Genomic DNA, 23,365 nt, shown 5'->3' on the forward strand with positions numbered 1-23,365 from the left:
CGCCGCCACGTCCTCAGGTAGCGCGGCGCCCAAGCGCCCGGTACGTCCAGCCTGCCTCGGTCCAGGCGGTCCGGGACAGGGCGTTGCGCCCGTCGAGGACGCGCTTCTGCGCCACGACGCGACCGAAGGCGACCGGGTCGAGCTCGCGATACTGCTTCCACTCGGTCAGCACCAGGACCGCGTCGGCACGCTCGGCGGCCTCCTCGGCGGTGTCGGCGTAGTCCAGCTGCGGCCACTGCCGCCGTGAGTTCGCGATGGCCGCGGGGTCGGTCACCCGGACCACGGCACCCTGCAGCTGGAGCTGCGCGGCGACGTTGAGGGCCGGGGAGTCGCGGATATCGTCGGAGTCCGGCTTGAACGCGGCGCCGAGGACGGCGACCCGCTTGCCGAGCAGGGAACCGTCGAGGACCTCGCGGGCCAGCTCCACCATCCGGATCCGCCGGCGCATGTTGATGTTGTCCACCTCGCGGAGGAACGTCAGCGCCTGGTCGGCACCGAGCTCCCCGGCGCGGGCCATGAAGGCGCGGATGTCCTTGGGCAGGCACCCGCCTCCGAAGCCGAGACCGGCGTTGAGGAACTTGCGGCCGATCCGGTCGTCGTACCCGATCGCGTCGGCGAGCTGCTTCACGTCCGCGCCGGTGGCCTCGCACAGCTCGGCCATGGCGTTGATGAAGCTGATCTTGGTGGCCAGGAAGCTGTTGGCCGCCGTCTTCACCATCTCCGCGGTGGCGTGGTCGGTCACCACCTTCGGCGTGCCGCGAGCGACAATCGGCGCGTAGACCTCGTCCAGGACCGCCTCGACCATCGCACCGCCGTCGGCCGGCACGCCGTAGACGAGCCGATCCGGGTGGAGGGTGTCCCGCACGGCGAACCCCTCCCGGAGGAACTCGGGGTTCCACCCCACGGTCGCACCCGGGACCTTCTCCGCGATCATCCGCGCGAGGCCGGCGGCGGTTCCGACCGGCACCGTGGACTTGCCGATGACGACGTCCCCCGGCTCGAGGACCTGCAGCAGGGACTCGGAGGCCTCCTGCACGTAGCGCAAGTCGGCGGCGTACTCGCCGTGCTTCTGCGGCGTGCCGACGCAGATGAAGTGCACCCGGCACCCGGCGGCATCGGCGACCTCGGTGCTGAAGCTCAGCCGGCCCGAGGCGAGCGAGTGGCGGAGCAGCTCGGTGAAGTCGGGTTCGTAGAAGGGCGCCCGACCGGCGGCGAGGTCGGCGACCCTGCCCGCGTCCACGTCGATGCCGACGACGTCGTGCCCCAGCTCGACCAGCGACGCGGCGTGCACGGCACCGAGATAGCCGCAGCCGATGACGGAGATCCGCATGCTTGTGCCTCCCTCGTCCGGTCGCACACCCACCCACCGCAGTGGATCACGCGGCACGTCCGGCCGCGCGCGCAACGGGACGGGATCCCCCGCTCGGTGGGCCCGTACCACCGCCTCGTCGTCTAGGGCTCGGTGTCGAGCAGCGTCGCGTGGACGAGGACGGCGGCGATGTTGTCGCGTCCGTCGTTCGCGACGGCCTGGTCCACCAGTTGGCGAGCGACCGGCTCCGGCGGTGCCTCGCTCCCGAGCAGTGCTGCCAGCCGGTCCTCGGCCACCTCGTTGGAGAGCCCGTCCGAGCAGATGAGGAAACGCTGTCCCGCGACGACGGGCAGCAGCGACACGGCAGCGTCTCCGCCCGAGCCGACCCCCAGCGCCCGGGTCACGATGTTCCGCTGCGGGTGGGTCGCCGCGTTCTCGGGAGCGACGTGTCCGCTGTCGACCAGCACCTGCACGAGCGAGTGGTCGACCGTCACCTGACCCCAGGCCGACGGCGTCCAGCAGTACACCCGCGAGTCACCGATGTGGAACACAGCCCACATCAGCTCGTCGGCGCTCTGGACCATGGCCACACCCGCCAACGTGCTCCCGGCGCCGACCATCGAGGGGTCCGCCTCGCCCAGCGCACGGATGTCCTCGTCGGCCTGCCGCACGGCGGCCTGCAGCTCGTCGACCGTGACCCAGGGGCGGCCACCGAGCACCGCGAGGCAGTCGATCGCCGTCTGCGCCGCCTCTGCGCCCGCGGCGTGCCCGCCCATGCCGTCGGCGACGGCGAACACCGGAGGCGCCGCCAGGAGTCGGTCCTGGTTCTCCTCGCGCTGCCCGATGTGGGTGGCCGTCCCCCACTGCAGCTGCACCTGCGGCATCGGTCTCCCGTCTCGACGCGGCGACTCTGCACGCGTACTCCCCGTGGGCCGGTGAGCCTATTGGCCGCGGGAGCCGCCAGTTGCGCCGACCGTCGTCGGGTGGGGACATATCCGCCGTGCTGCGTCTCCATCCGGACCTCGCGGGTGTCCAGGCACACACCACAGACCTCGCTCGCGGCGTCCGCCCGCCGGCGTCTGCCGCCGTCCCGCTACGAGCGGATGATCCCCTCGGGATCGAGGCCCACGACGGTCGCCGCGGCGGCGGCCACCAGCCACATGGCGAGAGCGACGTAGCGCCGGACCCGCGTCACCTGCTGTTCCCCCATGTCAGCTCCCCCCTCCGGCCGCCGAGAGGCGGACGTTATCGGCGTGGCGCCCCGCGTCCCAGCCGGTTGTGACCGGTGGGTTCTGTGGGACCGGTCGTTGCTCAGTCGTGCGGCGGCTCGAGCGTGCGGGGCACGCAGGCGTTGGCCAGCTGCTCCGCCGTCATCGTCGGGAAGGTCTCGCTGCACCAGGCGACGACGTCGGCGCTGCTGGCGAAGTAACCGGGGTCGGCGAGGGTCACCCAGTACGGCCGGCCGGCGGCGTCGACCGAGCGCTTGCCGAAGTCGGTGCTGTGCAGCAGGAGCACGTCGGCGAAGCCCCCCACCTGCTGGAGCAGCGCCTCGTGCTCGAGGAGGATGTCGGTGCCGAAGAAGTCGTGGGTGCCGTTCGCCGCCACCTGCAGCGGGTCGTTCGTGCCGACGCTCTTGGACGCCAGCTGCGCCACCCAGTGCCCGTCGAGGACCACCCGGCCGATGTCGGCCTGGGCGCGGGCGTTGAGCTCGGCGACGGCGTCGGCCTCGGCTTGCGCCTGCGGGTCCTCCGGCGGCGGGGAGGGGGCGCTGCTGGTGGTCGGCGGAGCGTCCTCCGCGTCCTCGACCGGCTCCAGCTCGGCCGCGGCCGACACCCCGCCTGCGCGCCCGGCGAGCGCACCGTCGGTACCCGAGCCCTCGTCGTCGGACTGGCCGAGCAGGAACCAGGCGGCCGCGCCGAGGCCCAGCAGCAGGCAGGCCACCACGACGCCGATCAGGATCCCGAGGCCCGCGCCGCCGCGGCGCTGCTCGGTCTCCTCCCAGCGCACCTCCCCGGGCGGCTGCTGCGGCAGGACGACGACCGGGATGCCCTCCGGCGGAGTGGGCAGCGTCCAGCCCAGCGGGGGCAGCGCACCGACCGTGGCGGGGTACTCCCCGTAGCCGGCGCCCACCCCGGCGGGAGGGCGCGTGACGGGCATCGGGGTGCCCCAGCCCGCGGGCGGGACCGACCACGCCGGGGCGGGTGTCACGGTCGGCGCGGCACCGCCGACGCCGGGTGTCCCGTCGGGCAGAGTGGGCCCCGTGCTCGGTCCGACTGCGGGGTCCTCGCCGTCTCGCACCATCTCGCCGTCCCCCGCCGTTCCGTGACCCCGGTCGTGCCCGCCCTGAGAGCCGGCACCGAACCGGTGTGCGCAGAGAGTAGTGGCACGGTTCGGTTTCGCGAACCCTCCTCGCGCTCGCCGTCGAGCGACGCGCGGAGCTCAATCCGCCGGTCGACGACGTGGCGTCAGCTCACGGTCACGCTGAGCATCCTCCTGCTGCTGGCCCTCACCGCGTGCGGCGGCGGCGACGAACCACCGGCCGCGACGCAGTCCTCGACACCGGGGACGGAGACCTCCAGCACGGCGGAACCGGACCCCGAGGCGGCCGCCCAGGCCGCGCGCGAGGCCCAGGTCGACGCCGTCCTCGGCGGGCTCGACCGGCGCCGCCAGATCGCGCAGCTCTTCGTCGTCGGGGTGCCGGTGAACAACCCGTCCGGGGCGGCGGTGCCGCTGATCCAGGAGACCGGCGTCGGCGGGATCTTCCTGCACGGGCGCAGCGCCATGGCCGCGACCGACCTCGCCGCCGCCACCGCCGGGTGGCCCGAGCTGACCCCGGGGCTGCGGCCCTGGGTGGCCGTCGACCAGGAGGGCGGTGAGGTGCAGACGCTCTCCGGGCCGGGCTTCGACGAGCTGCCGCCCGCCGTCGAGCAGGGCGCGCTCCCGCCCGACCAGCTCGCCGCGGTCGCCGACGGGCTCGGAGCCTCCCTGGCCTCGGCCGGCATCAACCTCGACCTGGCGCCGGTCGTGGACGTCGTCCCCGCGGGGACCGAGCAGCGCAACGAGCCGATCGGCGTCTTCGGCCGGCAGTACGGCTCGACCGCGGCGGCCGTCGTCCCGGCCGCGGGCGCCGTCGTCGACGGGCTGGCGGCGCACGGCGTCACCGCCACGATCAAGCACTTCCCCGGGCTCGGCCGGGTCGAGGGCAACACCGACGACGTCTCCGGCGTGACCGACACCGTCACCACCCGCGACGACGAGCAGGTGGCCGCCTTCGGCACCCTGGCCGGCTCGGCGTCCGCGCCGTTCGTGATGACCAGCTCGGCCACCTACACGCTCATCGACCCGACCGCGCCCGCGGCCTTCTCCCCCGTCGTCGTCACCGACCTGCTGCGCGGGCAGCTGGGCTTCGACGGCGTCGTCATCTCCGACGACCTCGGCGCTGCCGAGGCGGTGCAGGACATCCGCCCCGGCGACCGCGCCGTCCGGTTCCTCGCCGCCGGCGGCACCCTCGTGCTCACCGTGACCGCCGCGGTGCTGCCCGCGATGATCGACGGTGTGCTCGCCCGCGCCGAGGCCGACCCGGCCTTCTCCGCGCAGGTCGACGCCGCGGTGCGGACGGCGCTGCTGGCGAAGGCCGAGCGCGGGCTGCTCGGCTGACCGGTCAGTAGAAGTAGGGGCTCGCGGACCAGGTGACCAGGAAGAGGACGAAGAGCACCACGCCGATCGCCCCCAGCACCAGGCCCGCGATGGCCAGGCCCGAGTTCCCGCCGTACCGCCTGAGCTGGCTCATGCCGATGGCGCCGAAGACGACGCCCAGGACCGCGCAGATCACGCCGAGCCCCGGGATCCAGCACAGCAGCACACCGAGCAGGCCGGTGACGAAGCCGGCGATGCCCATCCCCGCACCGGGCGGCTGCGCCGGCCCCGCGGCGTAGGCGGGCGGGTAGCCGTACTGCTGGGCGGCGTACGGGTTCGCGTACGGATCGGCGCCGTAGGCCGGCGGCTGCCCGTACTGCGGGGCGCCGTACGGCTGCGCTCCGTACTGCGGGGCGCCGTACTGCGGGGCGCCGTAGGCCGGCGGCTGGCCGTACTGCGGGGCGCCCTGAGGCTGCGCGCCGTACGGGGGCGGCCCGTAGGGCTGCCCCTCCGGCTGGGCCGGCCCGCTGGTGCGCTCGTCGTCCACGCCCCGATCGTCCCACCCGGGGAACCCGCCGCTTCGCTCCGGCGCGGACCGCGAGAGCTGGGTCACCTCCCCCGCGTGCGGGCGTCATCCCTTGGGAGGGGGTGCGCGTTTGGCCGCTCGGGGATCGGGCATTCGGCGCCGATCTGCTCTCCCATGAGCATTGCGCACAACCAGACCGCACTCGGCACAGCGTCCTTCCCGGTGCTGCTGCCCGGTCCCGCCGAGGTCCCCGCCGAGATCGACGCCCGGGCCGGGACGCCGACCGATCTCCTCCTCGTCGGCCTGCTGCGCCGCGACGACAGCTGGCCGCTGTCCAGCGCCACCCTCACGACCGTCACGGCGGCCCTGGCCTGGTGCATCCGCGGCGAGGACTGGCTGGGCCGCGCCGGCGCCGCCGAGTTCGCCGTCCTGCTGGACGCCGGGGCCGCCGAGAACGTCGCCGAGCGGCTCGTCACCGCCGTCACCACCGCCGCCGGCCCCGCGCTGTCGGCCGCCGCCGGCATCGCCACGGTCCAGCCCGGGACCTCCGCGCACGAGACCCTGCGCCGCGCCACGCTCAGCCTGAGCACCGCCCGCTCCCTCGGCGCGGGCACCACCATCCGCTACGCCGGCACCCGCTGAGCCGCCGCGTCCGCAACGGCGCGGACGCGACGGCGCGGGATCGGCGCTCAGGGAACCGGCGGCACCCCGCCGAACACCTGGAACTGCTCGCCGACCCCCAGCACCTGCTGCCACGGCTCGGGCACCGCGGTCGTGTCCTCGACGGCGGCCACGGTCACCACGTAGCCCGCCTCGTCGATGCGCTCGACGTACCGCTGCCCGAACGGCATCACCCACCGCGGCTGCACCTGGACGTCGACGCCGTCCCGGACCAGCTGCACCGCCAGTGCCGGACCGACGTGCGCCGACACCACGAACTCGGGCCCGGACGACGTCGAGAAGTCCACGCGGACCACCGGGGGGTCGGGGACCGTCCGCAGACCCAGCCGGTCGAGATCGGCGACGACCGCCTGCTCGAGCCGGCCGATCTCGTCCGTGGAGTCGAACGTCGGCGTCTCCGCGCGGGCCACGCCGACCGCGGTGACCACCGCGGCGATCGTCGCCAGCACCACCAGCGGCGCCCCGAGGACGACGTCCGGGAGCAGCGGCCGCCGCCCCAGCAGCCGCGCCACCCCGGCGCGGAGGTCGGGCATCAGCGCGAGGCCGACGGTGATCCAGGCCAGCACGCCGACGACCGCCGTCCACCGGGTCAGGTAGGGCAGCCACGGACCGTCGACCCGCACGAGCGCGGCCACCCCGGCGGCGGCGAGGGCGAGCGTCAGGGCGCCCAGCCACAGGGCGTCCCCCCGACGACGGCGGACGGCGACCCCGAGCGCGACGACGACGGCGATCACCCCGACGGCGGTGGCCCACCCCGGTGGCCGTCCGGCCGACGCGCCGGCCACGTACGCGGGCAGCCGGCCGAACTCCTCGCCGATCATCCGCACGGCGGTCGAGGACGACAGCGTCGGATCGGCGGGGCCCGCGCGCAGGTAGTCGACGAGCATCCCGATGTTGCCCGGTGTCCCGGCGATCTGCTGCGCGATCGGGGGCAACCAGAGCACCAGGCCCACCACGACCGCGGCCGCGCCCGCGACCGACCACCGGCCCGGCATCCGCCGCCGCTCCCGGTCCCCCCGCCGGCACGCGAGCCGGCTGCGGAGAGCCCGGACCAGGAGCCCCGCTGCGACGACCGCCCCCACGGCACCGACGGGCGCGAGGTACCCGACGTGGGACTGGACGGCCAGCGACATCGGCACCACGGCGAGCGGCAGCGCCCAGGCGTCGCCGCGGATCGCCGTCCAGCACAGCAGCACGCCCAGCAGGAAGGGCAGCACCGGGAGGTAGGGGTTCCAGACGTCCCGGATGAACTCCGCGCCGAGCAGGCGGACGCCGATGGTGAGCACCAGCAGCGCCCATGCGGCGGCCAGCAGACCGGCCCGCCGGCGGACGACGAGCACGGCGCCGACGGAGCTGATCCCGGCCAGCACGAGCGTCCCCACCACCAGCGACGCGCTCGCCCCGTCCATCAGCCGGTAGGGCACGGCGAGCAGGTACGTCGCCATCGGCCCGGGGTGGTACCAGCCGAAGCGCGAGTAGGCACCCAGCAGCTCCGGGTGCTCCCCGACGTCGTTGACGTGGAGCTCCATGATCCCGTGGTCGGCCAGGAGGTAGCCGTCGCGGTGGGCCAGCACGTCCCGCACGCCCAGGACCGCCGGCAGCGCCGCGAGCACCAGCAGGACCAGCCCGGCGAGCCAGCGCCGGCCGCGGACGGTCCACACCCGCTGCGGAGCCGGCGCCACCTCCGGCTCGACCGCCACGGCCGGGATCGGCTCGGTCAGGGCAGTGGCCATCCCGCTCCCCGACGCCGGAGGGCGCGACCCCTCAGCCCGACCGCCGGCGGACCCGGCGCCGCCACCGTACGGCCGCCGTGACGACGGCGAGCAGCAGCACGCCGCCGGTCGCCCACCCCACGCCCTCGCTCAGGGCCGGGGAGGCACCGAACCAGCCGGCGACCGTGAACCCGGCCGCGTAGCCGAGGACGACGACCAGCAGCACCGGCACGGCGACCACGAAGACCCCCACGTGGGCCCCCTCCGCCGACGACGTGTCCTGCCGGTGTTCGCGGGTCGCGGTGCATCCGGATGCGGCGGAGCTCAGCCGAGCAGGGCCGGCGCCAGCAGCGGGGCCAGCCGCTCGGCGTACGGCGCGACCATGTGGGTCCCGTCGGCGTAGATCGGCACGGTCCCGACGAAGAGCGGGCAGCGCTCCGCGGCGTCGCAGAACCACGACCTGGTGTCGACGTAGGACGCCTGCAACGCCGTCCCCCGGAACTGCGCGACCGTCTCCTGCTCCACCCGGATGAAGTCGTTCGTCTCCTCGCCGATCGGGGAGACGCAGTCCTGCGGCCCGTTGAACCGGGTCATGCACTCCTGGATGTTCTCCCCCGGCGGCGGCGTCCCCAGCACGACCATCCGCGCCGGCATCGCCTCGAGCGAGGCCAGCATGGTGGTCAGGCCCGTGCGCCACTCGGCGAGGGCGGCGTCGCCGGAGTTGTCCGACAGCAGCCGGACCAGCGAGTTCGCCGCCGACGACATGATGATCAGGTCCGGTTGGATCAGCCGGACCTGCTCGAGCGCCCACACCTGGTGCTGCGGGCACTTCTCCTCGAAGTTGTCGCCGCCGCGGTAGGCGCGGACCTCCACCGGCACCTGCGGGCACTGGCCGAGCGTGAGCACCTGGATCCGCCAGCCGGAGCCCTCGAGAGCGCGCCGGATGCCCGGCATCCAGCTGATCGCCACGGAGTCACCGACCAGGACGGCGGTCTGCTCCGCCGCGGGATCGCCGTACGAGCACCGGGCCATGTCGGCCTCGTCGGCGATGTTCAAACACTCGTCGACGACCCACTCCGGGCTGTAGACCTCCTCCCCCGGGGAGTTCAGGCCCGGGGAGAGCTCCGGCCACTCGGTCGCCGCCAGGGACGCCGCGATGTCCGCGGTGAGGACCTGCTGCGCCTGCGCGGCGAGCGCCGCGGCCTCGGCGCCGGGGTCCACCTCGACCAGCGGCGGCGCGGCGGGCGGTGCCGCGGTGGGCGAGGCCGGCTGCGGCCAGGGCCAGGTGGCGCCCGATGCCGGGAGGACGACGAAGACGGCGACCAGCGCCGCGGCGAGACCGGTCGCGGCCCAGCCGCCGAACGCCGCGACCCGTCGGCGGGGCGGGCGCGGGCCCGGCCGCAGCCACGCCGACCGCCGGATCGGCTGCTCGACGAGGTGGTAGCTGGCGGTCGCGGCGAGCAGGGCCGCCGCGCCGACCGTCGCGTAGTAGAGGCCGTCCTGCGGCATCAGCTCGGCCAGCAGCACGATCGCCGGGAAGTGCCACAGGTACAGCGAGTACGACAGCGCCCCGATGTAGCGCCCGACCGGGTTGTCGACCAGGACGATGCGGGAGTCCCCACCGGTGCCCGCGGCGATGACGGCGACGGTGCTGAGCACCGGGACCAGCGCCCACGGCGCCGGGAACGCCGTCGAGGAGTCGATGAGGACGGCGCCGGCCGCGATCCCGACCAGCCCGGCCCAGCCGAGCAGCGGGCGCAGGGCCGCCGGGATGCGGACCGCCAGCGGCGCGCAGACCGCGAGCAGCGCGCCGAGCCCCAGCTCCCACGAGCGGGAGAACGTGGAGAAGTAGGCCCAGGTCGGCGCGGACGCCGTCTCGTGCACCGCCCACGCGTAGCCACCGGCCACGACGAGGACGGTGACCACGGCCATCGCCACGAGACCTGCCCGACCGCGCCGCGCGGCCAGACCCAGCACCACCAGCAGCACGACGGGCCAGACGACGTAGAACTGCTCCTCCACCGACAGCGACCAGTAGTGCTGCAGCGGGGAGACCGCGTCGCCGGCCTGCTGGTAGTCGGTGCCGTCGATAGCGAAGTGCCAGTTGCCGGCGAACAGCAGCGCCCACAGGGCGTCGTCCACCGTCTCGCGGGCCCGGTTGGCGAAGAAGACGACCTGCGCCAGGACGGCGGTGACGACGAGGACGAGCACCGACGCCGGCAGGATGCGCCGGATCCGCCGGCGGTAGAAGTCGGCGAACGAGATCCGGCCGGTCCGCTGGTGCTCGCGCAGCAGCAGCCCGGTGATGAGGAACCCGGAGATCACGAAGAAGACGTCGACACCGATGAAGCCGCCGTGCGGCCAGCCGAAGAGGTGGTCGGCGACCACGAGTAGGACGGCGACGGCGCGCAGCCCCTCGATGTCGCCGCGGACGTGGTGGGCACCGTCGCGCGGCAGACCGGAGACCGGCCGATCCGGCACCTGGGCCGGGGTCCGGATCGTGTCAGTCGCCATCGGCGGAGGAGCTCCCGTGTCTCGGTCGTCGCCGGTCGCGGCCTTCGACCCATGCACGATACGCACGCTGAGACGCCCGCCACCCCTCCCGACGGGGTATGACGCCCGGCGACTCGTCCGGCTGTTCGCTCGTGCCCCACTAGTCTCCTCGGGGCCACGGTCTCGCGGGGGCCGACGTTCGACGGAAGGTGGCTCATGCCCACAGCCCTGATCACCGGTGTCACGGGTCAGGACGGTCTCTACCTGAGCGAGTTCCTGCTCGGGAAGGGCTACGAGGTGTACGGCCTCGTCCGCGGGCAGAACAACCCCAAGGTCGACATCGTGCGGAACATCCCCGGGCTGAAGCTGCTCTTCGGCGATCTGACCGACCTGTCGAGCCTCCTGCGCGCCGTCCACACGGCCCGGCCCGACGAGATCTACAACCTGGGCGCGATCTCCTACGTGGCGTACTCCTGGGAGAACGCCCGCCTCACCTCGGACGTGACCGGGATGGGCGTGCTCAACATGCTGGAGGCGACGCGGCTGTACGCCGGCGACGACCCCGGCCGGGTCCGCTTCTACCAGGCGTCGAGCTCGGAGATGTTCGGCAAGGTCCAGGAGGTGCCGCAGCGGGAGTCCACGCTGCTGTGGCCCCGCTCGCCCTACGGCGTGGCCAAGGTCTACGGCCACTACATGACGATCAACTACCGCGAGTCCTACGGGATGCACGCCTCGTCCGGGATCCTCTTCAACCACGAGTCGCCCCGCCGCGGGCCGGAGTTCGTCACTCGCAAGGTCAGCCAGGCCGTCGCGCGGATCGTCCTGGGGCTGCAGCAGAAGCTGGAGCTCGGCAACCTCGACGCCCGCCGCGACTGGGGCTTCGCCGGCGACTACGTCGAGGCGATGTGGCTGATGCTCCAGCAGGACACCCCGGACGACTACGTCATCAGCACCGGGGAGACGCACTCGATCCGCGAGCTGCTCGACGTCGCCTTCGCGCACGCCGGCATCGACGACTGGACGTCCTACGTCGAGCTGAACCCGGCCTTCCTGCGACCGGCGGAGGTCGACCTGCTGATCGGCGACTGCAGCAAGGCCCGGGAGGCCCTCGGCTGGCAGCCCAAGGTCGGCTTCGAGGACATGATCCGCATGATGGTCGACGCCGATCTCGCGGAGCAGCGCGCCCTGGTGGCCTGAGCATGGTCACCGCGCTGGTCACCGGGGTGACCGGGCAGGACGGCGGATACCTCGCCGAGCAGCTCGTGGACGCCGGCCACGAGGTGCACGGCATCTGCCGTGGCGAGCCCGCGCGGGCCCGGGAGATCCCGCACCTCGCCGCTCTGGGGGACCGGCTCACGCTGCACCGGGCGGACATCCGCAACCTCCCCTCGCTCATCCGCGTGGTCGACGACCTCGCGCCGGACTGGCTGTTCAACCTGGGTGGCCTGTCGAGCGTCGCGGCCTCGTGGACCGAACCCCTGATCACCTTCGACACCAACGCCCGTCCGGTGATCGGCGTGCTGGAGTACCTCCGCGGGCGCCACCGTCGCGGCGAGCGGCCCATCCGCTTCATCCAGGCGTCCAGCGGTGAGAGCTTCGCCGGAGCCGACACCGGGAAGCCGATCGACGAGACCTGCCCCGTCGACCCGGTCAACCCGTACGGCGCCGCCAAGGCCGTCGGTCACCAGCTGATGGGGATGTACCGGACGCAGGGTGTCTTCTGCAGCTCGCTGATCCTGTTCAACCACGAGTCGCCCCGCCGTCCGGCGCGCTTCGTCACCCGCCGGATCACCGCCGGTGTCGCGGCCATCGCGACCGGCCGGGCCACCCAGCTCACCCTCGGGAACCTGGACGTCTGCCGGGACTGGGGCTGGGCGCCGGACTACGCGCGCGCCATGCTGCTGGCGGCGGAGGCCGACGAGCCCGACGACTACGTGGTCGCGACCGGGGAGTCCAACAACCTCACCGACCTGATCGCGATCGCCTTCGCCCGCGTGGGCATCACGGACTGGGCGAGCTACGTGACCTCCGACCAGTCCCTGCTCCGGCCCGCCGACACCGCGGCCCTCGTCGGGGACTCGACCCGGATCCGCGAGCGCCTGGGCTGGGCGCCGACTGTCGGGTTCCGCGAGATGGTCGAGGCGATGGTGGACGCCGACCTCGCGGAGCTCGGCGCCTCCTGACCCGCACGGGCAACAGTGCGGTTCTACCCGGGGCAGGAGCGCCCTATTGCCCCGGTCAGCGGGTGATCGTGGAGGCGTGCTCGTTCTTGCGCGCCTCGAGCCGCTCCCGCTGCGGGACGACCGTGTACTTCGGGTCCCGGGCGCTGGCCATGCCGGCCTCGTAGACGCCGAACCGGGTCAGCGCCGAGCCCGCCGCCAGCAGCGCGCCGCCCAGCACGGCACCGGCCCGGCGGCGACCCACCGCCACCGTCACGGCGGCACCCGCGGCGGTGCAGGCCTTGGCCGCGCGCAGCAGCGCCCCCGCCTTGCCCTCGTGGTACGGCTCGCTGACGATGCCGTGGTCGTTCTCCACTTTGTGCATGTAGGCCAGCTCGATCACCGCGCCGGTGACGGCGAACCGCCGCGCCGGCGCGGCCTCGGCCACCGGCGACAGCGCCATCGTGATGCCCCCGCCCGCGGCCATCCCCGACGCCCCGAAGACGTAGGGCAGCTGCGTCCCGGCGGCGTGCCACGAGGGGACGGCGGTGTTGGCCAGCAGGACGCCGGTGTAGGTGGCCAGCGGACCGGCGAACACCGCCGAGCCGACCGCGCCCAGCCGCCGCAGCACCGGCCACCGGCCGAGCACGTGCAGCCCCGCCGTCGCCACCGCCAGGGCGCTGAACGGCGAGAGGATGTAGCTGCCCACCGACAGCGGCGACGTCGGCTTGAACACGCGCAGCATGTGCAGGAACCGCTCCGGGCGGCCCAGGTCGACGATGAGCAGGCCCACCGAGGCCAGCGCCCCTCCGCCGGCGAAGAGGTGCGCCGACCGGGTCATCACCGGCCGGCGGGTGAACTCGCCGAGCGCGCCCAGGATCGCCGCCGCCCCCGACGCGCCGCCGAAGAACAGGTACAGCTGGACCTCGGGGCTCTTCCACACCGGCGGCTTGATGACCGGCCGGCCGTAGTACGAGGTGAACTCGACGTCGTCGACCATGGCGACCTCGCCACGGCCGCGCCGTCCGCCCTTCCGGCGCTTCTTGCCGCGGGTCTCCGCCGGCGGGCCGTCGGCCCGGCGCCAGCCCCCGCCCGGGGTCGCGATCCCCTCGGTCACCGCGGCCGCCTCGAGCTGAGCACGGCGCCCAGCGCGGCGCCGACGATCATGACCGCCGCCTTGCCCGCGGCCTTCCACATCGCCGGCAGGTCCCGCGTGGTGACGATCGGGTCCGGCGGCAGGCCGTAGACCTCCGGCTCGTCGAGGAGCAGGAAGAACGCACCGTTGCCGCCGACGCCGTCGTCCTCGTCGCGGCCGTAGAGCCGGGCGGTCTCCACGCCCTGGTCCTTGAGCGTGGCGAGCCGGGCGTCGGCGCGGGCCTGGAGCTCGTCGAGGTCACCGAACTGGATCGACTGGGTGGGGCACGCGGTGGCGCACGCCGGCATCAGCCCGTCGGTCAGCCGGTCGTAGCACATCGTGCACTTGAAGACCCGGCCGTCGTCCTCCCGGCGGTTGATCACGCCGTACGGGCAGGACGGCACGCAGTAGCCGCAGCCGTTGCAGATGTCGCCCTGGACGACGACGGTGCCGAACTCGGTGCGGAACAGCGCGCCGGTCGGGCAGACGTCGAGGCAGCCCGCGTGCGTGCAGTGCTTGCAGACGTCGGAGCTCATCAGCCAGCGGACCTGCTTGTCGCTGCCGCTCTGCCCGGTCTGCGGGTCGAACTCGCTCAGCGCCTCGGCGTTGAGCACGCTGGCCTGGCCCAGGGCCTGCGCGTCCGGGTGGTCGTGGGCGGCCGGGGAGGGGCCGTTGCCCTGCCGGTCGTCGCCGGGCCGGCCGAAGGTGGGCATCGGCAGGTCGACCGTGCGCACCTGCTCGATGAACGCGACGTGCCGCCAGCTGTTGGCGCCCAGCTGACCGGTGTTGTCGTAGGACATCCCGGACAGGCCGATGACGTCGCGGGTGCCGTGGGAGTCGTCCATCGGGAGCGTGTTCCACTCCTTGCAGGCGACCTCGCAGGCCTTGCAGCCGATGCACACCGAGGTGTCGGTGAAGAACCCGACGCGCTTGGGGTGGCCCTCGTCGTACCCGGCCTCGGCCGTGACGTCGGGCAGCGGCCCGAACAGGCGGTTCTTCGGGTCCTTGCCGGTGAAGGCCGGGCTCGCCGAGCTGATCGAGGTCATGCCGGCCTCCCTCCCGGGGTCAGGTGTGTGGTCCGGCGACGCTCGTGCTCTGCCCGTATGTGCGGGCAGAGCACGAGCGTGCGCGGGACAGGGGTGCCCGCCGGGGTCGACGGGCTCACGAGCCGGTCTCCGTGTGGCCGGTGGAGGCCTCGACCGGGGCGCGGCCGTTGACCCCGACCCGGCCGGAGGCGACCCCGGCCCGGCGGCGGTAGGACTCGACGAACTCGAGCATCTCCGGCCCGCGCGGACGCCGGCCCGGGACGATGTCGCAGGTGCTGACCTTGTCCTCCTGGATGTGGGTGTTCGCGTCGAGCACGATGCCCAGCAGGTCGTTGGCCGAGTCGCCGGTCGACAGGCCGCTGTAGGCCCAGTGGTAGGGCATGCCGATCTGGTGCACGACCTGCCCGTCGCGCAGCTTGATCGGCCGGATCCGCTCGGTGACCAGCACCTTCGCCTCGATCGCCGTCCGGGCGCTGACCAGCGTGGCGAACTCCCCGTGGGTGAGCCCGCGCAGCGCGGCCAGCTCCGGGCTGACCTCGACGAAGAACTCCGGCTGGAGCTCCGACAGGTAGGGCAGCGTGCGGCTCATCCCGCCGGCGGTGTGGTGCTCGGTCAGCCGGTAGGTGGTCACCTGGAACGGGAAGACCTCGCTCATCGAGGGGTTCTCCCGGTTCCACGGGCCCTCGATCCGCTCCACGGTCGGGCTCGCCTGCTGCTTGTAGAAGGCGTTCTCGACGACGGACTCCACCGGCTCGTAGTGCGTCGGCAGCGGCCCGTCGACCAGCCCGGCCGGCGCGTACAGCCACGCCTTGCCGTCGCCCTGCATGACGAACGGGTCGTTGCCGGCCAGCGCGTCCTGCGCCTTGGCACCCTCCGGCGGCACGTAGTCCGGGCGCTTGTTCTTCTCGAAGTCCGGGACGTCCGGGCCGGTCCACTCACCGGCGGCCTCGTCCCAGTACACGTACTTCTTGCGCTCGCTCCACGGCTTGCCGTCCGGGTCGGCCGACGCGCGGTTGTAGAGCATCCGCCGGTTCAGCGGCCACGCCCAGCCCCACTCGGAGGCGACGGCGCCCTGCTCCGACCGCGGCTTGCGCCGCGCGGCCTGGTTGACCTCGTCGGCGTAGACGCCGGTGTAGATCCAGCAGCCGCCGGTGGTCGACCCGTCGTCCTTCATGTCCATGTAGGTCGACAGCGCGCGACCGTCCGGGCCGGTGCCGTTGATCTCGCGCAGCACGGCCTCGGCGTCGGGGTCCTGGGTCTCCCCGTGCAGCGGGTAGTCCCAGGTCATGTGCAGCAGCGCCTGGTCCCGCGGGTCGGTGGAGTCCTGGAGCCGCTCCCGCAGGATCCGGCCCAGGTGGTAGTAGAACCACAGGTCGCTGCGGGCGTCGCCCGGCGGCTCGACCGCCTTCTCCCGCCACTGCAGCATCCGCTGCGTCTGGGTGAAGGTGCCCTCCTTCTCCACGTGCGAGGCGCAGGGGAGGAAGAAGACCTCGGTGCCGATCGTCTCCGGCGCGAGCTCCCCGGTCTCGACCTCCGGTGACTCGTTCCAGAAGGTGGCCGACTCGATCATCTGCAGGTCGCGGACGACCAGCCAGTCCAGGTTGGCCAGGCCGAAGCGGTTCATCCGGCCGTTGGGGTGCCCGACCGTGGGGTTCTCGCCGACGAGGAAGTAGCCGGAGACCTTGCCCTCGATCATGTCGGCGATCGTCCGGTAGGAGCTGTGGTCGCCGTTGATCTTCGGGATCCAGTCGAACCGGAAGTCGTTCTCCGGCTGCGCGGCGTCGCCGAACCAGGCCTTGAGCAGGCTCACCATGTACGCCCGCTTGTTGCCCCAGAACCCGGCCTTGCCGGCCGCGTCGGCGCAGTACTCGTCCAGCGTCTGGTGCTGCATCGCGTGCGGCATCGGCAGGTAGCCGGGCAGCAGGTTGAACAACGTCGGGACGTCGGTCGAGCCCTGGATGCTCGCGTGCCCGCGCAGCGCCATGATCCCGCCGCCGGGACGGCCGATGTTGCCCAGCAGCGTCTGCAGGATCGACGCGGTGCGGATGTACTGCGCGCCGACGCTGTGCTGCGTCCAGCCCACCGAGTAGACCCACGCCGTCGTCCGCTCGCGGTTGGAGTTCTCCGTGACCCACTTCGCGACCTGCTCGAACACCGCCGGCTCGATGCCGCACACCTCGGCGACCATCTCCGGGGTGTAGCGGGCGTAGTGCCGCTTGAGGATCTGGAAGACCGTCCGCGGGTGCTCCAGCGTCTCGTCGCGCTTGGGCTTCGCCGGGATCGGCGGGCCGCCGCTGCCGGCCGCCTGCGCCCGGTCGGAGTCCTTGACGTCGGGGTGCTGCTCGCTGCGGTCCTGCTCGGCTGCGCCGGCGGGGTCGTCGGACCCGGAGTGGGCCGGCTCCTCCGGCTCGTACTGCCAGCTGGCCTCGTCGTAGTGGTTGGTCTCCGGGTCGAAGCCGGAGAACAGCCCGTCGAGCTCCTCGGTGTCGACGAACTCCTCACCGACCAGCGCCGCGGCGTTCGTGTAGGCGACGACGTACTCGCGGAACCAGAGGTCGTTCTCCAGCACGTACCGGATCAGCCCGCCGAGGAACGCGATGTCGGTGCCGATCCGCAGCGGCACGTGCAGGTCGGCGACGGCGCTGGTCCGGGTGAACCGCGGGTCGATGTGCACGATCTTGGCGCCGCGCGCCTTGGCCTCCATCACCCACTGGAAACCGACCGGGTGGCACTCGGCCATGTTCGAACCCTCGATGACGATGCAGTCGGAGTTCGAGAGGTCCTCCAGGAAGTTCGTGGCACCGCCACGACCGAACGAGGCACCCAGACCGGGCACCGTGGAGGAGTGCTATATGCGCGCCTGGTTCTCGATCTGGATCGCGCCCAGGGCGCTGTAGAGCTTCTTCATGAGGTAGTTCTCCTCGTTGTCGAGGGTCGCCCCTCCGAGGCTCGCTATCCCCATGGTCCGGTTCACCCGGTGCCGGTTCCCCGGCGGTCCGTCCTCGTCCTGCCAGTGCTTGCGCCGGGCCTCCAGCACGCGGTCGGCGATCATCTCCATAGCCGTGTCGAGCTCGAGGTCCTCCCACTCCGTCCCGTACGGACGGCGGTAGCGGACCTTCGTCACCCGGGACGGGCTGGTCACCAGCTGCTTGCTCGCCGCGCCCTTGGGGCACAGCCGGCCGCGGTTGACCGGCGAGTCCGGGTCGCCCTCGATCTGGGTGATCCGGCCGTCCTCGACGTAGACCTTCTGCGCGCAGCCGACGGCGCAGAACGGGCAGACGCTCTTCGCGACGTGGTCGGCGGTCGCGGTGCGGCTGACCACCGCCTCGGTTCCCTTGCTGCGCGCGGCCTTGCCCCGCCCCAGCGGATCGGAGCCGGTGAGCTGCCGGAACACCGGCCACGCGTCGAGCCACGTCTTCACCCCGCCGATGCTGCCACCGCAGGCGGCCACCCGCGCGGGGAGCGGGAACGGATCCGTCCGGCGGCTACCGTGCGCGCATGGTCCGGGCGGCACGCATCGCCCTGGCGCTGTACCTGCTCGCCGGTGCGGCGATCACCCTCGGTCCGACGCCGGACGGGGTGTTCGGCCGCGGGCAGCGGGCCGTCGGGGAGGTGACCGACGGGGCGCTGTCGGCGGGGGCCATCGAGGCCGGCGCCAACATCGCGGTCTTCGTCCCGCTCGGATTCCTGCTGTGCCAGGCGTTCCCCGCCGTGCGCCGCTCCCTGATGTGGCTGCTCTGCGTCACTGCCTCCGCGGGGATCGAGGCGTACCAGTACCTCTTGCCGGGCCGCGACGCATCGGTCCGCGACGTCGTCATGAACGGTCTCGGCGCCGCGCTGGGCGTGCTGCTCAGCTGGGTCCTGGACGGCGTCCTCGCCCGTCGGCGGGCCCGCTCCGGATGACCGCCACCACATGTGTCGGAACGGACGCACCTCCAGGGGGTGAACCAGGGGAAACCCCGATGTCCCTGTCGGTGGCGCGGAGGACACTGGTCCCCGTGACCGCCCCGGTGCTGCACTTCCTGGGCCACTCGACCGTCCGCGTCGAGCTGGCCGGCCGCACCGTGCTCACCGACCCGGTCCTCACCTCCCGCGTCGGTCCGCTGCGGCGGGTGGTCCCGCTCCCGGACGCGGCCTCCTGGGCCGGCGTCGATCTGGTGCTGCTCAGCCACCAGCACGGCGACCACCTGCACCTGCCCTCGCTGCGGCTGCTCGGTCCGTCGGTGCGGATCGTCGCCCCGCGCGGGGCCGGGGCGTGGCTGCGCGCCCGCGGGTTCCGGCACGTCGACGAGCTGGCGCCCGGGGAGTCGCTCACCGACGGCGGGCTCCGGGTGACCGCCGTCCCGGCCGCGCACAGCAGCCACCGCTGGGGGCCGCGGCTGACCCACGGCCCCGAGGCACCGGCCGTCGGGCACCTGCTCGAGGGCGGCGACCGGACCGTCTACGTCTCCGGGGACACCGACCTGTTCGACGGGATGTACCGGCTCGGCGACACCGGCATCGACGTGGCGCTGCTGCCGGTGTGGGGCTGGGGTCCCTCGCTCGGCCCCGGTCACCTGGACCCGACGCGCGCCGCGGAGGCCGTCGCCCGGGTCCGGCCGAGGGTCGTCGTCCCGGTGCACTGGGGCACCCTCGCGCTGCCCGGCAGCACCGTCGTCCCCCCGCTGCGCGCCCGGATGCGGCGGCTGCTGACCGAGCCGCCCCGCACGTTCGCCGACGCCGTCACCGCCCGCGGCCTGGACACCCACGTCGCGCTCACCGAGCCCGGCGCCGCCGTCCTCCTCCCGACCGGGGACCGGACGTGAGCGCGCTCGCGTCGAGCTGGACCGACGCCTCCTCGCTCGGCTACCCCGTCGTCTTCGGCGGGGTGCTGCTCGGCTCGATCGTGCCGGTCGTCCCCACCGGCGCGGTGGTCGGCGCCGCGGCCGCGCTCGCCACGACCTCCGCCGGGCTGGACCTCGTCCTCGTGCTGCTCCTGGCCACCGTCGCGGCCTGGACCGGCGACGTCGTCACCTTCGCCGTCTGCCGGTTCGGCGGGCCGGCCGCCGTCCGCTGGGTCGCCCGCGGTCAGCACGCCGACCGGATCGCCGAGGTCCGCGAGCAGTTCCGGGCGCACGGCTGGCAGATCATCGTGGCCGGCCGGCTGCTGCCCGCCGGACGGATCCCGGTGCTGCTCGCCGCGGGGGCGCTGGCCTACCCGTGGCGGCGGCTGGTGCCGGCCAGCATGCTCGCCGCGCTCCTGTGGGCGGTGGCCTACGCGCTGCTCGGTGTGGTCAGCGGCGGGATCTTCGACAGCCCGCTCATCGCCACCCTCATCGCCACGCTGCTGGTCCTGCTCGTCGGCGCGCTGCTCAACGTGGCCGGCGCGGCCCGCCGCCGGACGGCCCGGCGGGCGGCAGCGCCGGAGCCCGTCGAACCGACGCCCGCGGCCTGCGGTCCCCGCGAGCGCAGCGGACCGGCATGACCCGCCCCGCCGAGAGCGGTCGCGCCCTCCGGCGCGGCCGCACCCCCGCCCGCGTGCTGGTGACCTGGCTGGCCGCGACCGTCGCGCTCGGCCTGCTCGACGACCGGCTGGAGCGCTTCGACCTCGGCTCGTGGTGGCAGCCCCCGCTGGTCGCCCTGCTGCTCGGTCTGCTGACCGCGGTCGTCTGGCCGCTGGTCATGCGGATCGCCCTGCCGCTGGCCTTCCTCACCCTGGGCCTGGGCAGCTTCCTGCTGCTCGGGCTGGCCGTGCTCGGGCTGTCGTTCCTCGTCCCCGGCGTGGTGGTGGAGGACGTGCGCACCGGCGTGCTCGTCGCCGTCGTCATGGCCGCGGTCTCCGGGCTGGTCAGCAGCGCCCTGGCGATCGACGAGGACGAGCTGTTCTTCCGCCGCGCCCGCCGCCGGGCACGGCGGGGCGGGGACACCGGCGAGCGGCCGCCCGGCGTGCTCTTCCTGCAGATCGACGCGCTGTCGTACGAGACCGCGCGCCGCGCCGTCCGCGACGGGTCCATGCCCAACGTCGCCGCCTGGCTGCGCGAGGGCAGCCACGCGATGACCTCCTGGCACACCGACTGGAGCTCGCAGACCGGCGCCGAGGTCAGCGGCATCCTCCTGGGCAGCAACCACGACGTCTTCGGCTTCCGCTGGTACGAGAAGGACCGCGACCGGATCGTGCGCATCTCGCATCCGGAGGACGCGGCGATGGTGGAGCGCCGGCTCTCCGACGGGCGCGGTCTGCTCGCCGGGGGCGGCGCCGGCCGCGGCAACCTGTTCACCGGCGACGCGCCGCACGTCAGCCTCACGATGAGCTCGCTGGCGCACGTGGTCCCGGCCGGCAGCCGCCGCGCCCGCACCCTCGACCGCGTCGGCTCCGGCTACTACGCCTACTTCGCCAACCCGGTCAACGCGCTGCGCACCCTCGCGGTCTCGGCCGTGGACATCGGCCGCGAGTTGGTCGCGGCCGCGCGCGAGCGCCGCGACGACGTCCGCCCGCGGGTCAACCGGGGCGGGCTGTGGCCGCTGCTGCGGCCGGGCACCACGGTGATCAGCCGGGACGTCGTGGTCTTCGCCCTGCTCGAGGACATGCTCGCCGGCCGGCCGGTGGCCTACGCCGACTTCCTCGGCTACGACGAGGCCGGCCACCACGCCGGGCTCGAGCGCGCCGACACCCTCGCCGTGCTGCGCACCATCGACCAGCAGATCGGCCGGCTGCACCGGGCCGCCGCGCTCGCGCCGCGCGAGTACCACCTGGTCTGCCTCTCCGATCACGGCCTCACCCAGGGCGAGGCCTTCGAGGCGCGCTTCGGCGAGACCGTCGAGGAGCTGGTGGGCCGGCTGTGCGGCGCCGATCCGCGGACGGTCCGCACGGGCGGGCGGAGCAGCCGGCACCCCGCCGACGGCGGCTGGCAGATCGGCGCCGCGCTGGGCGAGGGCGCCGGACCGGTCGCCCGCCGGCTGCGCGCCCGCGTGCAGGCCGGCAGCGACCACGACCACGAGCTCCCCGCCGGCCGCGAGGGCGCCGTCCCGCGGGTGGCGCCGGGCGTGGTGGTCACCGTGTCCGGCCACACCGCCTCCGTCTCCTTCGCCGACGTTCCCGGCCGGGTGCCGCTGGAGGAGATCGAGCACCACTGGCCCGACCTGCTGCCCGGCCTGGTCGACCACCCGGGGGTCGGCTTCCTCCTGGTCCGGTCCGCCGAGCACGGGCCGGTCGTCCTCGGCCGGGACGGCCTGCGCCGGCTGCGCACCGGCGAGGTGATCGGCAGCGACCCGCTGACGGCCTACGGCGAGCACGCCCCCGCGCTGGTGGCCCGGGTCTCGGAGTTCCCGCACTGCCCCGACGTCGTGATCAACAGCGCCTACGACCCGGTCACCGACGAGGCCTCGCCGTTCGAGCCGCACGTGGGCTCGCACGGCGGGCTCGGCGGTCCGCAGCAGCGCGGCTTCCTCGTGTACCCGCGCTCGCTCACCCCGCCCGGCCAGGTCGTGGGGGCCGAGCAGCTGCACCGGGTGTTCCGCGGCTGGCTGACCGAGCTCGGCCATCCGGAGCCCGCCGCCGAGGGGGCGGAGATCGGTCCCGACAGCGTCACCGCCCGGGCGCTGGCGCGTGTGGCCGGTGACCGGACACACGGTGACCTGCAGGTGAATCCCGACGCCGGGGCCTGGCGGCCCGCGGGCACAGCACCGACAGTGGACCGGTGAGACCCGACGCGCGCGCCTGGTTCGAGACGCGGACGACGTCGGCCCCCGGGCCGGCCGAGATCGACGCCGCGGCCCTGCTGCGCGCCAAGCGGCGCGGCGGGCACCGGATCAGCGTCGTCCTCCCGGCCCGCGACGAGGAGGCGACCGTCGGGGGCCTGGTCGCCGACATCGTCGAGCGGTGGATGCGCCGCGTGCCCCTGGTCGACGAGCTGCTCGTCGTCGACTCCGACTCCACCGACCGCACCGCCGAGGTCGCCCGGGCCGCCGGCGCGGACGTCGTCGCCACCGCCGACGTGCTGCCCGCGCACGGCTCCCGCCCCGGCAAGGGCGAGGCGCTGTGGAAGTCGCTGGCCGCGACCACCGGCGACCTCGTCGTCTTCCACGACGCCGACCTGCTCGGCGACGTCTCCCACTACGTGCCCGCGCTGCTCGGTCCGCTGCTGACCGATCCCGCCGTCGGCTACGTGAAGGGCTGCTACACCCGCCCGCTGTCCGCCGACGGCGTGACCGCCCCGGGCGGGGGCGGGCGGGTCACCGAGCTCACCGCGCGGCCGCTGCTCAACGCCTGGTGGCCCGAGCTCGCCGGCGTCGTCCAGCCGCTGTCCGGCGAGTACGCCGGCCGCCGCGAGTTCCTCGAGCAGGTGCCGTTCTCCTCCGGCTACGGCGTCGAGGTCGGGCTGCTGCTCGACCTGCTGGAGCTCGTCGGCCTCTCCGGCCTGGCGCAGGTCGACCTCGGCGAGCGCCGACACACCTCGCAGACCCAGGACGCGCTGAGCCGGATGGCCGGCCAGGTCCTCTCCTCGATCCTGGCCCGCGCCGGGCACGGCCGGGCGGTCAGCGGGCTGCTCACCCAGTTCCGCCGTGACGGCGACGGCTTCGAGGCCTACAGCAGCCCGGTCGCGGTGGACGAGCGGCCGCCGATGGCCTCGATCCCGGAGTACCGCGCCCGACAGGCCGCCTCCAGCTGAAGGCCTTTCGCGCGCGACGT

At 74.0% G+C, this 23,365-nt stretch carries 18 protein-coding genes and 1 pseudogene; 9 read left to right on the forward strand and 10 right to left on the reverse strand.

The features are described from left to right. Positions 1-13 precede the first annotated feature (13 nt). From DQ240_RS07355 to DQ240_RS23220, 3 genes are all read right to left on the reverse strand, one after another. Positions 14-1,330 (reverse strand): UDP-glucose/GDP-mannose dehydrogenase family protein, encoded by a 1,317-nt coding sequence (locus tag DQ240_RS07355; RefSeq protein ID WP_113838977.1) that lies wholly within the window; start codon positions 1,328-1,330, stop codon positions 14-16. A gap of 122 nt (positions 1,331-1,452) precedes the next feature. Beyond that, on the reverse strand, positions 1,453-2,193 hold the full coding sequence (locus DQ240_RS07360; protein WP_113838978.1) for a PP2C family serine/threonine-protein phosphatase: 741 nt from the start codon (positions 2,191-2,193) through the stop codon (positions 1,453-1,455). 427 nt (positions 2,194-2,620) lie between these two features. Continuing rightward, positions 2,621-3,466: a hypothetical protein gene (locus DQ240_RS23220; protein ID WP_158548581.1), complete on the reverse strand. Its 846-nt coding sequence runs from the start codon at positions 3,464-3,466 to the stop codon at positions 2,621-2,623. Between the two features lie 177 nt (positions 3,467-3,643). Between DQ240_RS23220 and DQ240_RS23225 the strand changes: the two genes are divergently transcribed. Beyond that, entirely contained in the window at positions 3,644-4,966 is a 1,323-nt protein-coding gene (locus DQ240_RS23225) for a glycoside hydrolase family 3 N-terminal domain-containing protein (protein WP_158548583.1), read from the forward strand. Between the two features lie 4 nt (positions 4,967-4,970). Here DQ240_RS23225 and DQ240_RS07370 read toward each other — a convergent pair whose 3' ends face one another. After that, positions 4,971-5,492 carry a DUF4190 domain-containing protein gene (locus DQ240_RS07370; RefSeq protein WP_113838980.1) on the reverse strand — a complete coding sequence of 174 codons (522 nt, stop codon included), beginning with the start codon at positions 5,490-5,492 and terminating at the stop codon, positions 4,971-4,973. A gap of 153 nt (positions 5,493-5,645) precedes the next feature. On the opposite strand from DQ240_RS07370, the gene DQ240_RS07375 reads away from it, so the two are divergent. Beyond that, positions 5,646-6,113, forward strand: a complete 468-nt coding sequence (locus tag DQ240_RS07375; RefSeq protein ID WP_113838981.1) for a diguanylate cyclase domain-containing protein — start codon at positions 5,646-5,648, stop codon at positions 6,111-6,113. A 47-nt stretch (positions 6,114-6,160) separates the two neighbouring features. Here DQ240_RS07375 and DQ240_RS07380 read toward each other — a convergent pair whose 3' ends face one another. The 3 genes from DQ240_RS07380 to DQ240_RS07390 form a co-directional block, all read right to left on the reverse strand. Further along, positions 6,161-7,885: a hypothetical protein gene (locus DQ240_RS07380; RefSeq protein ID WP_113838982.1), complete on the reverse strand. Its 1,725-nt coding sequence runs from the start codon at positions 7,883-7,885 to the stop codon at positions 6,161-6,163. Positions 7,886-7,916: 31 nt separating this feature from the next. Beyond that, positions 7,917-8,117 (reverse strand): hypothetical protein, encoded by a 201-nt coding sequence (locus DQ240_RS07385; protein WP_113838983.1) that lies wholly within the window; start codon positions 8,115-8,117, stop codon positions 7,917-7,919. A gap of 71 nt (positions 8,118-8,188) precedes the next feature. Further along, the gene (locus DQ240_RS07390; RefSeq protein WP_113838984.1) at positions 8,189-10,378 is read right to left on the reverse strand and encodes an acyltransferase family protein; all 2,190 of its coding nucleotides are present in this window, start codon (positions 10,376-10,378) and stop codon (positions 8,189-8,191) included. 195 nt (positions 10,379-10,573) lie between these two features. Between DQ240_RS07390 and gmd the strand changes: the two genes are divergently transcribed. Next, a complete protein-coding gene (gmd, locus tag DQ240_RS07395) occupies positions 10,574-11,554 on the forward strand; it encodes a GDP-mannose 4,6-dehydratase (RefSeq protein ID WP_113838985.1) in 981 nt (326 codons plus the stop codon). Between the two features lie 2 nt (positions 11,555-11,556). Then, entirely contained in the window at positions 11,557-12,540 is a 984-nt protein-coding gene (locus tag DQ240_RS07400) for a GDP-mannose 4,6-dehydratase (protein ID WP_113838986.1), read from the forward strand. A gap of 55 nt (positions 12,541-12,595) precedes the next feature. On the opposite strand, the gene nrfD is transcribed toward DQ240_RS07400, so the two are convergent. The 3 genes and pseudogenes from nrfD to fdh all read right to left on the reverse strand — a co-directional run bounded on the left by nrfD (position 12,596) and on the right by fdh (position 18,127). Further along, positions 12,596-13,633: an NrfD/PsrC family molybdoenzyme membrane anchor subunit gene (nrfD, locus tag DQ240_RS07405; RefSeq protein ID WP_113838987.1), complete on the reverse strand. Its 1,038-nt coding sequence runs from the start codon at positions 13,631-13,633 to the stop codon at positions 12,596-12,598. Beyond that, positions 13,630-14,697: a 4Fe-4S dicluster domain-containing protein gene (locus tag DQ240_RS07410; RefSeq protein WP_113838988.1), complete on the reverse strand. Its 1,068-nt coding sequence runs from the start codon at positions 14,695-14,697 to the stop codon at positions 13,630-13,632. Before DQ240_RS07410 ends, nrfD begins: the two co-directional genes overlap by 4 nt. A gap of 115 nt (positions 14,698-14,812) precedes the next feature. Beyond that, a pseudogene (fdh, locus tag DQ240_RS07415) lies at positions 14,813-18,127 on the reverse strand (formate dehydrogenase). 68 nt (positions 18,128-18,195) lie between these two features. Between fdh and DQ240_RS07425 the strand changes: the two are divergent. The 5 genes from DQ240_RS07425 to DQ240_RS07445 all read left to right on the forward strand — a co-directional run bounded on the left by DQ240_RS07425 (position 18,196) and on the right by DQ240_RS07445 (position 23,345). Continuing rightward, positions 18,196-18,600 (forward strand): VanZ family protein, encoded by a 405-nt coding sequence (locus DQ240_RS07425; RefSeq protein ID WP_113838990.1) that lies wholly within the window; start codon positions 18,196-18,198, stop codon positions 18,598-18,600. 95 nt (positions 18,601-18,695) lie between these two features. Continuing rightward, positions 18,696-19,502: an MBL fold metallo-hydrolase gene (locus DQ240_RS07430; RefSeq protein ID WP_113838991.1), complete on the forward strand. Its 807-nt coding sequence runs from the start codon at positions 18,696-18,698 to the stop codon at positions 19,500-19,502. Continuing rightward, complete coding sequence (locus tag DQ240_RS07435) at positions 19,499-20,161, forward strand: DedA family protein (protein WP_113838992.1); 663 nt, start codon at positions 19,499-19,501, stop codon at positions 20,159-20,161. The genes DQ240_RS07430 and DQ240_RS07435 overlap by 4 nt, the downstream gene beginning before the upstream one ends. Continuing rightward, on the forward strand, positions 20,158-22,377 hold the full coding sequence (locus tag DQ240_RS07440) for a phage holin family protein (protein WP_113838993.1): 2,220 nt from the start codon (positions 20,158-20,160) through the stop codon (positions 22,375-22,377). Before DQ240_RS07435 ends, DQ240_RS07440 begins: the two co-directional genes overlap by 4 nt. Beyond that, positions 22,374-23,345, forward strand: a complete 972-nt coding sequence (locus DQ240_RS07445) for a glucosyl-3-phosphoglycerate synthase (RefSeq protein WP_113838994.1) — start codon at positions 22,374-22,376, stop codon at positions 23,343-23,345. Before DQ240_RS07440 ends, DQ240_RS07445 begins: the two co-directional genes overlap by 4 nt. Positions 23,346-23,365 lie beyond the last annotated feature (20 nt).

This window comes from Blastococcus sp. TF02A-26, from assembly GCF_003319125.1.
In the GTDB taxonomy this organism is placed as follows: domain Bacteria; phylum Actinomycetota; class Actinomycetes; order Mycobacteriales; family Geodermatophilaceae; genus Trujillonella.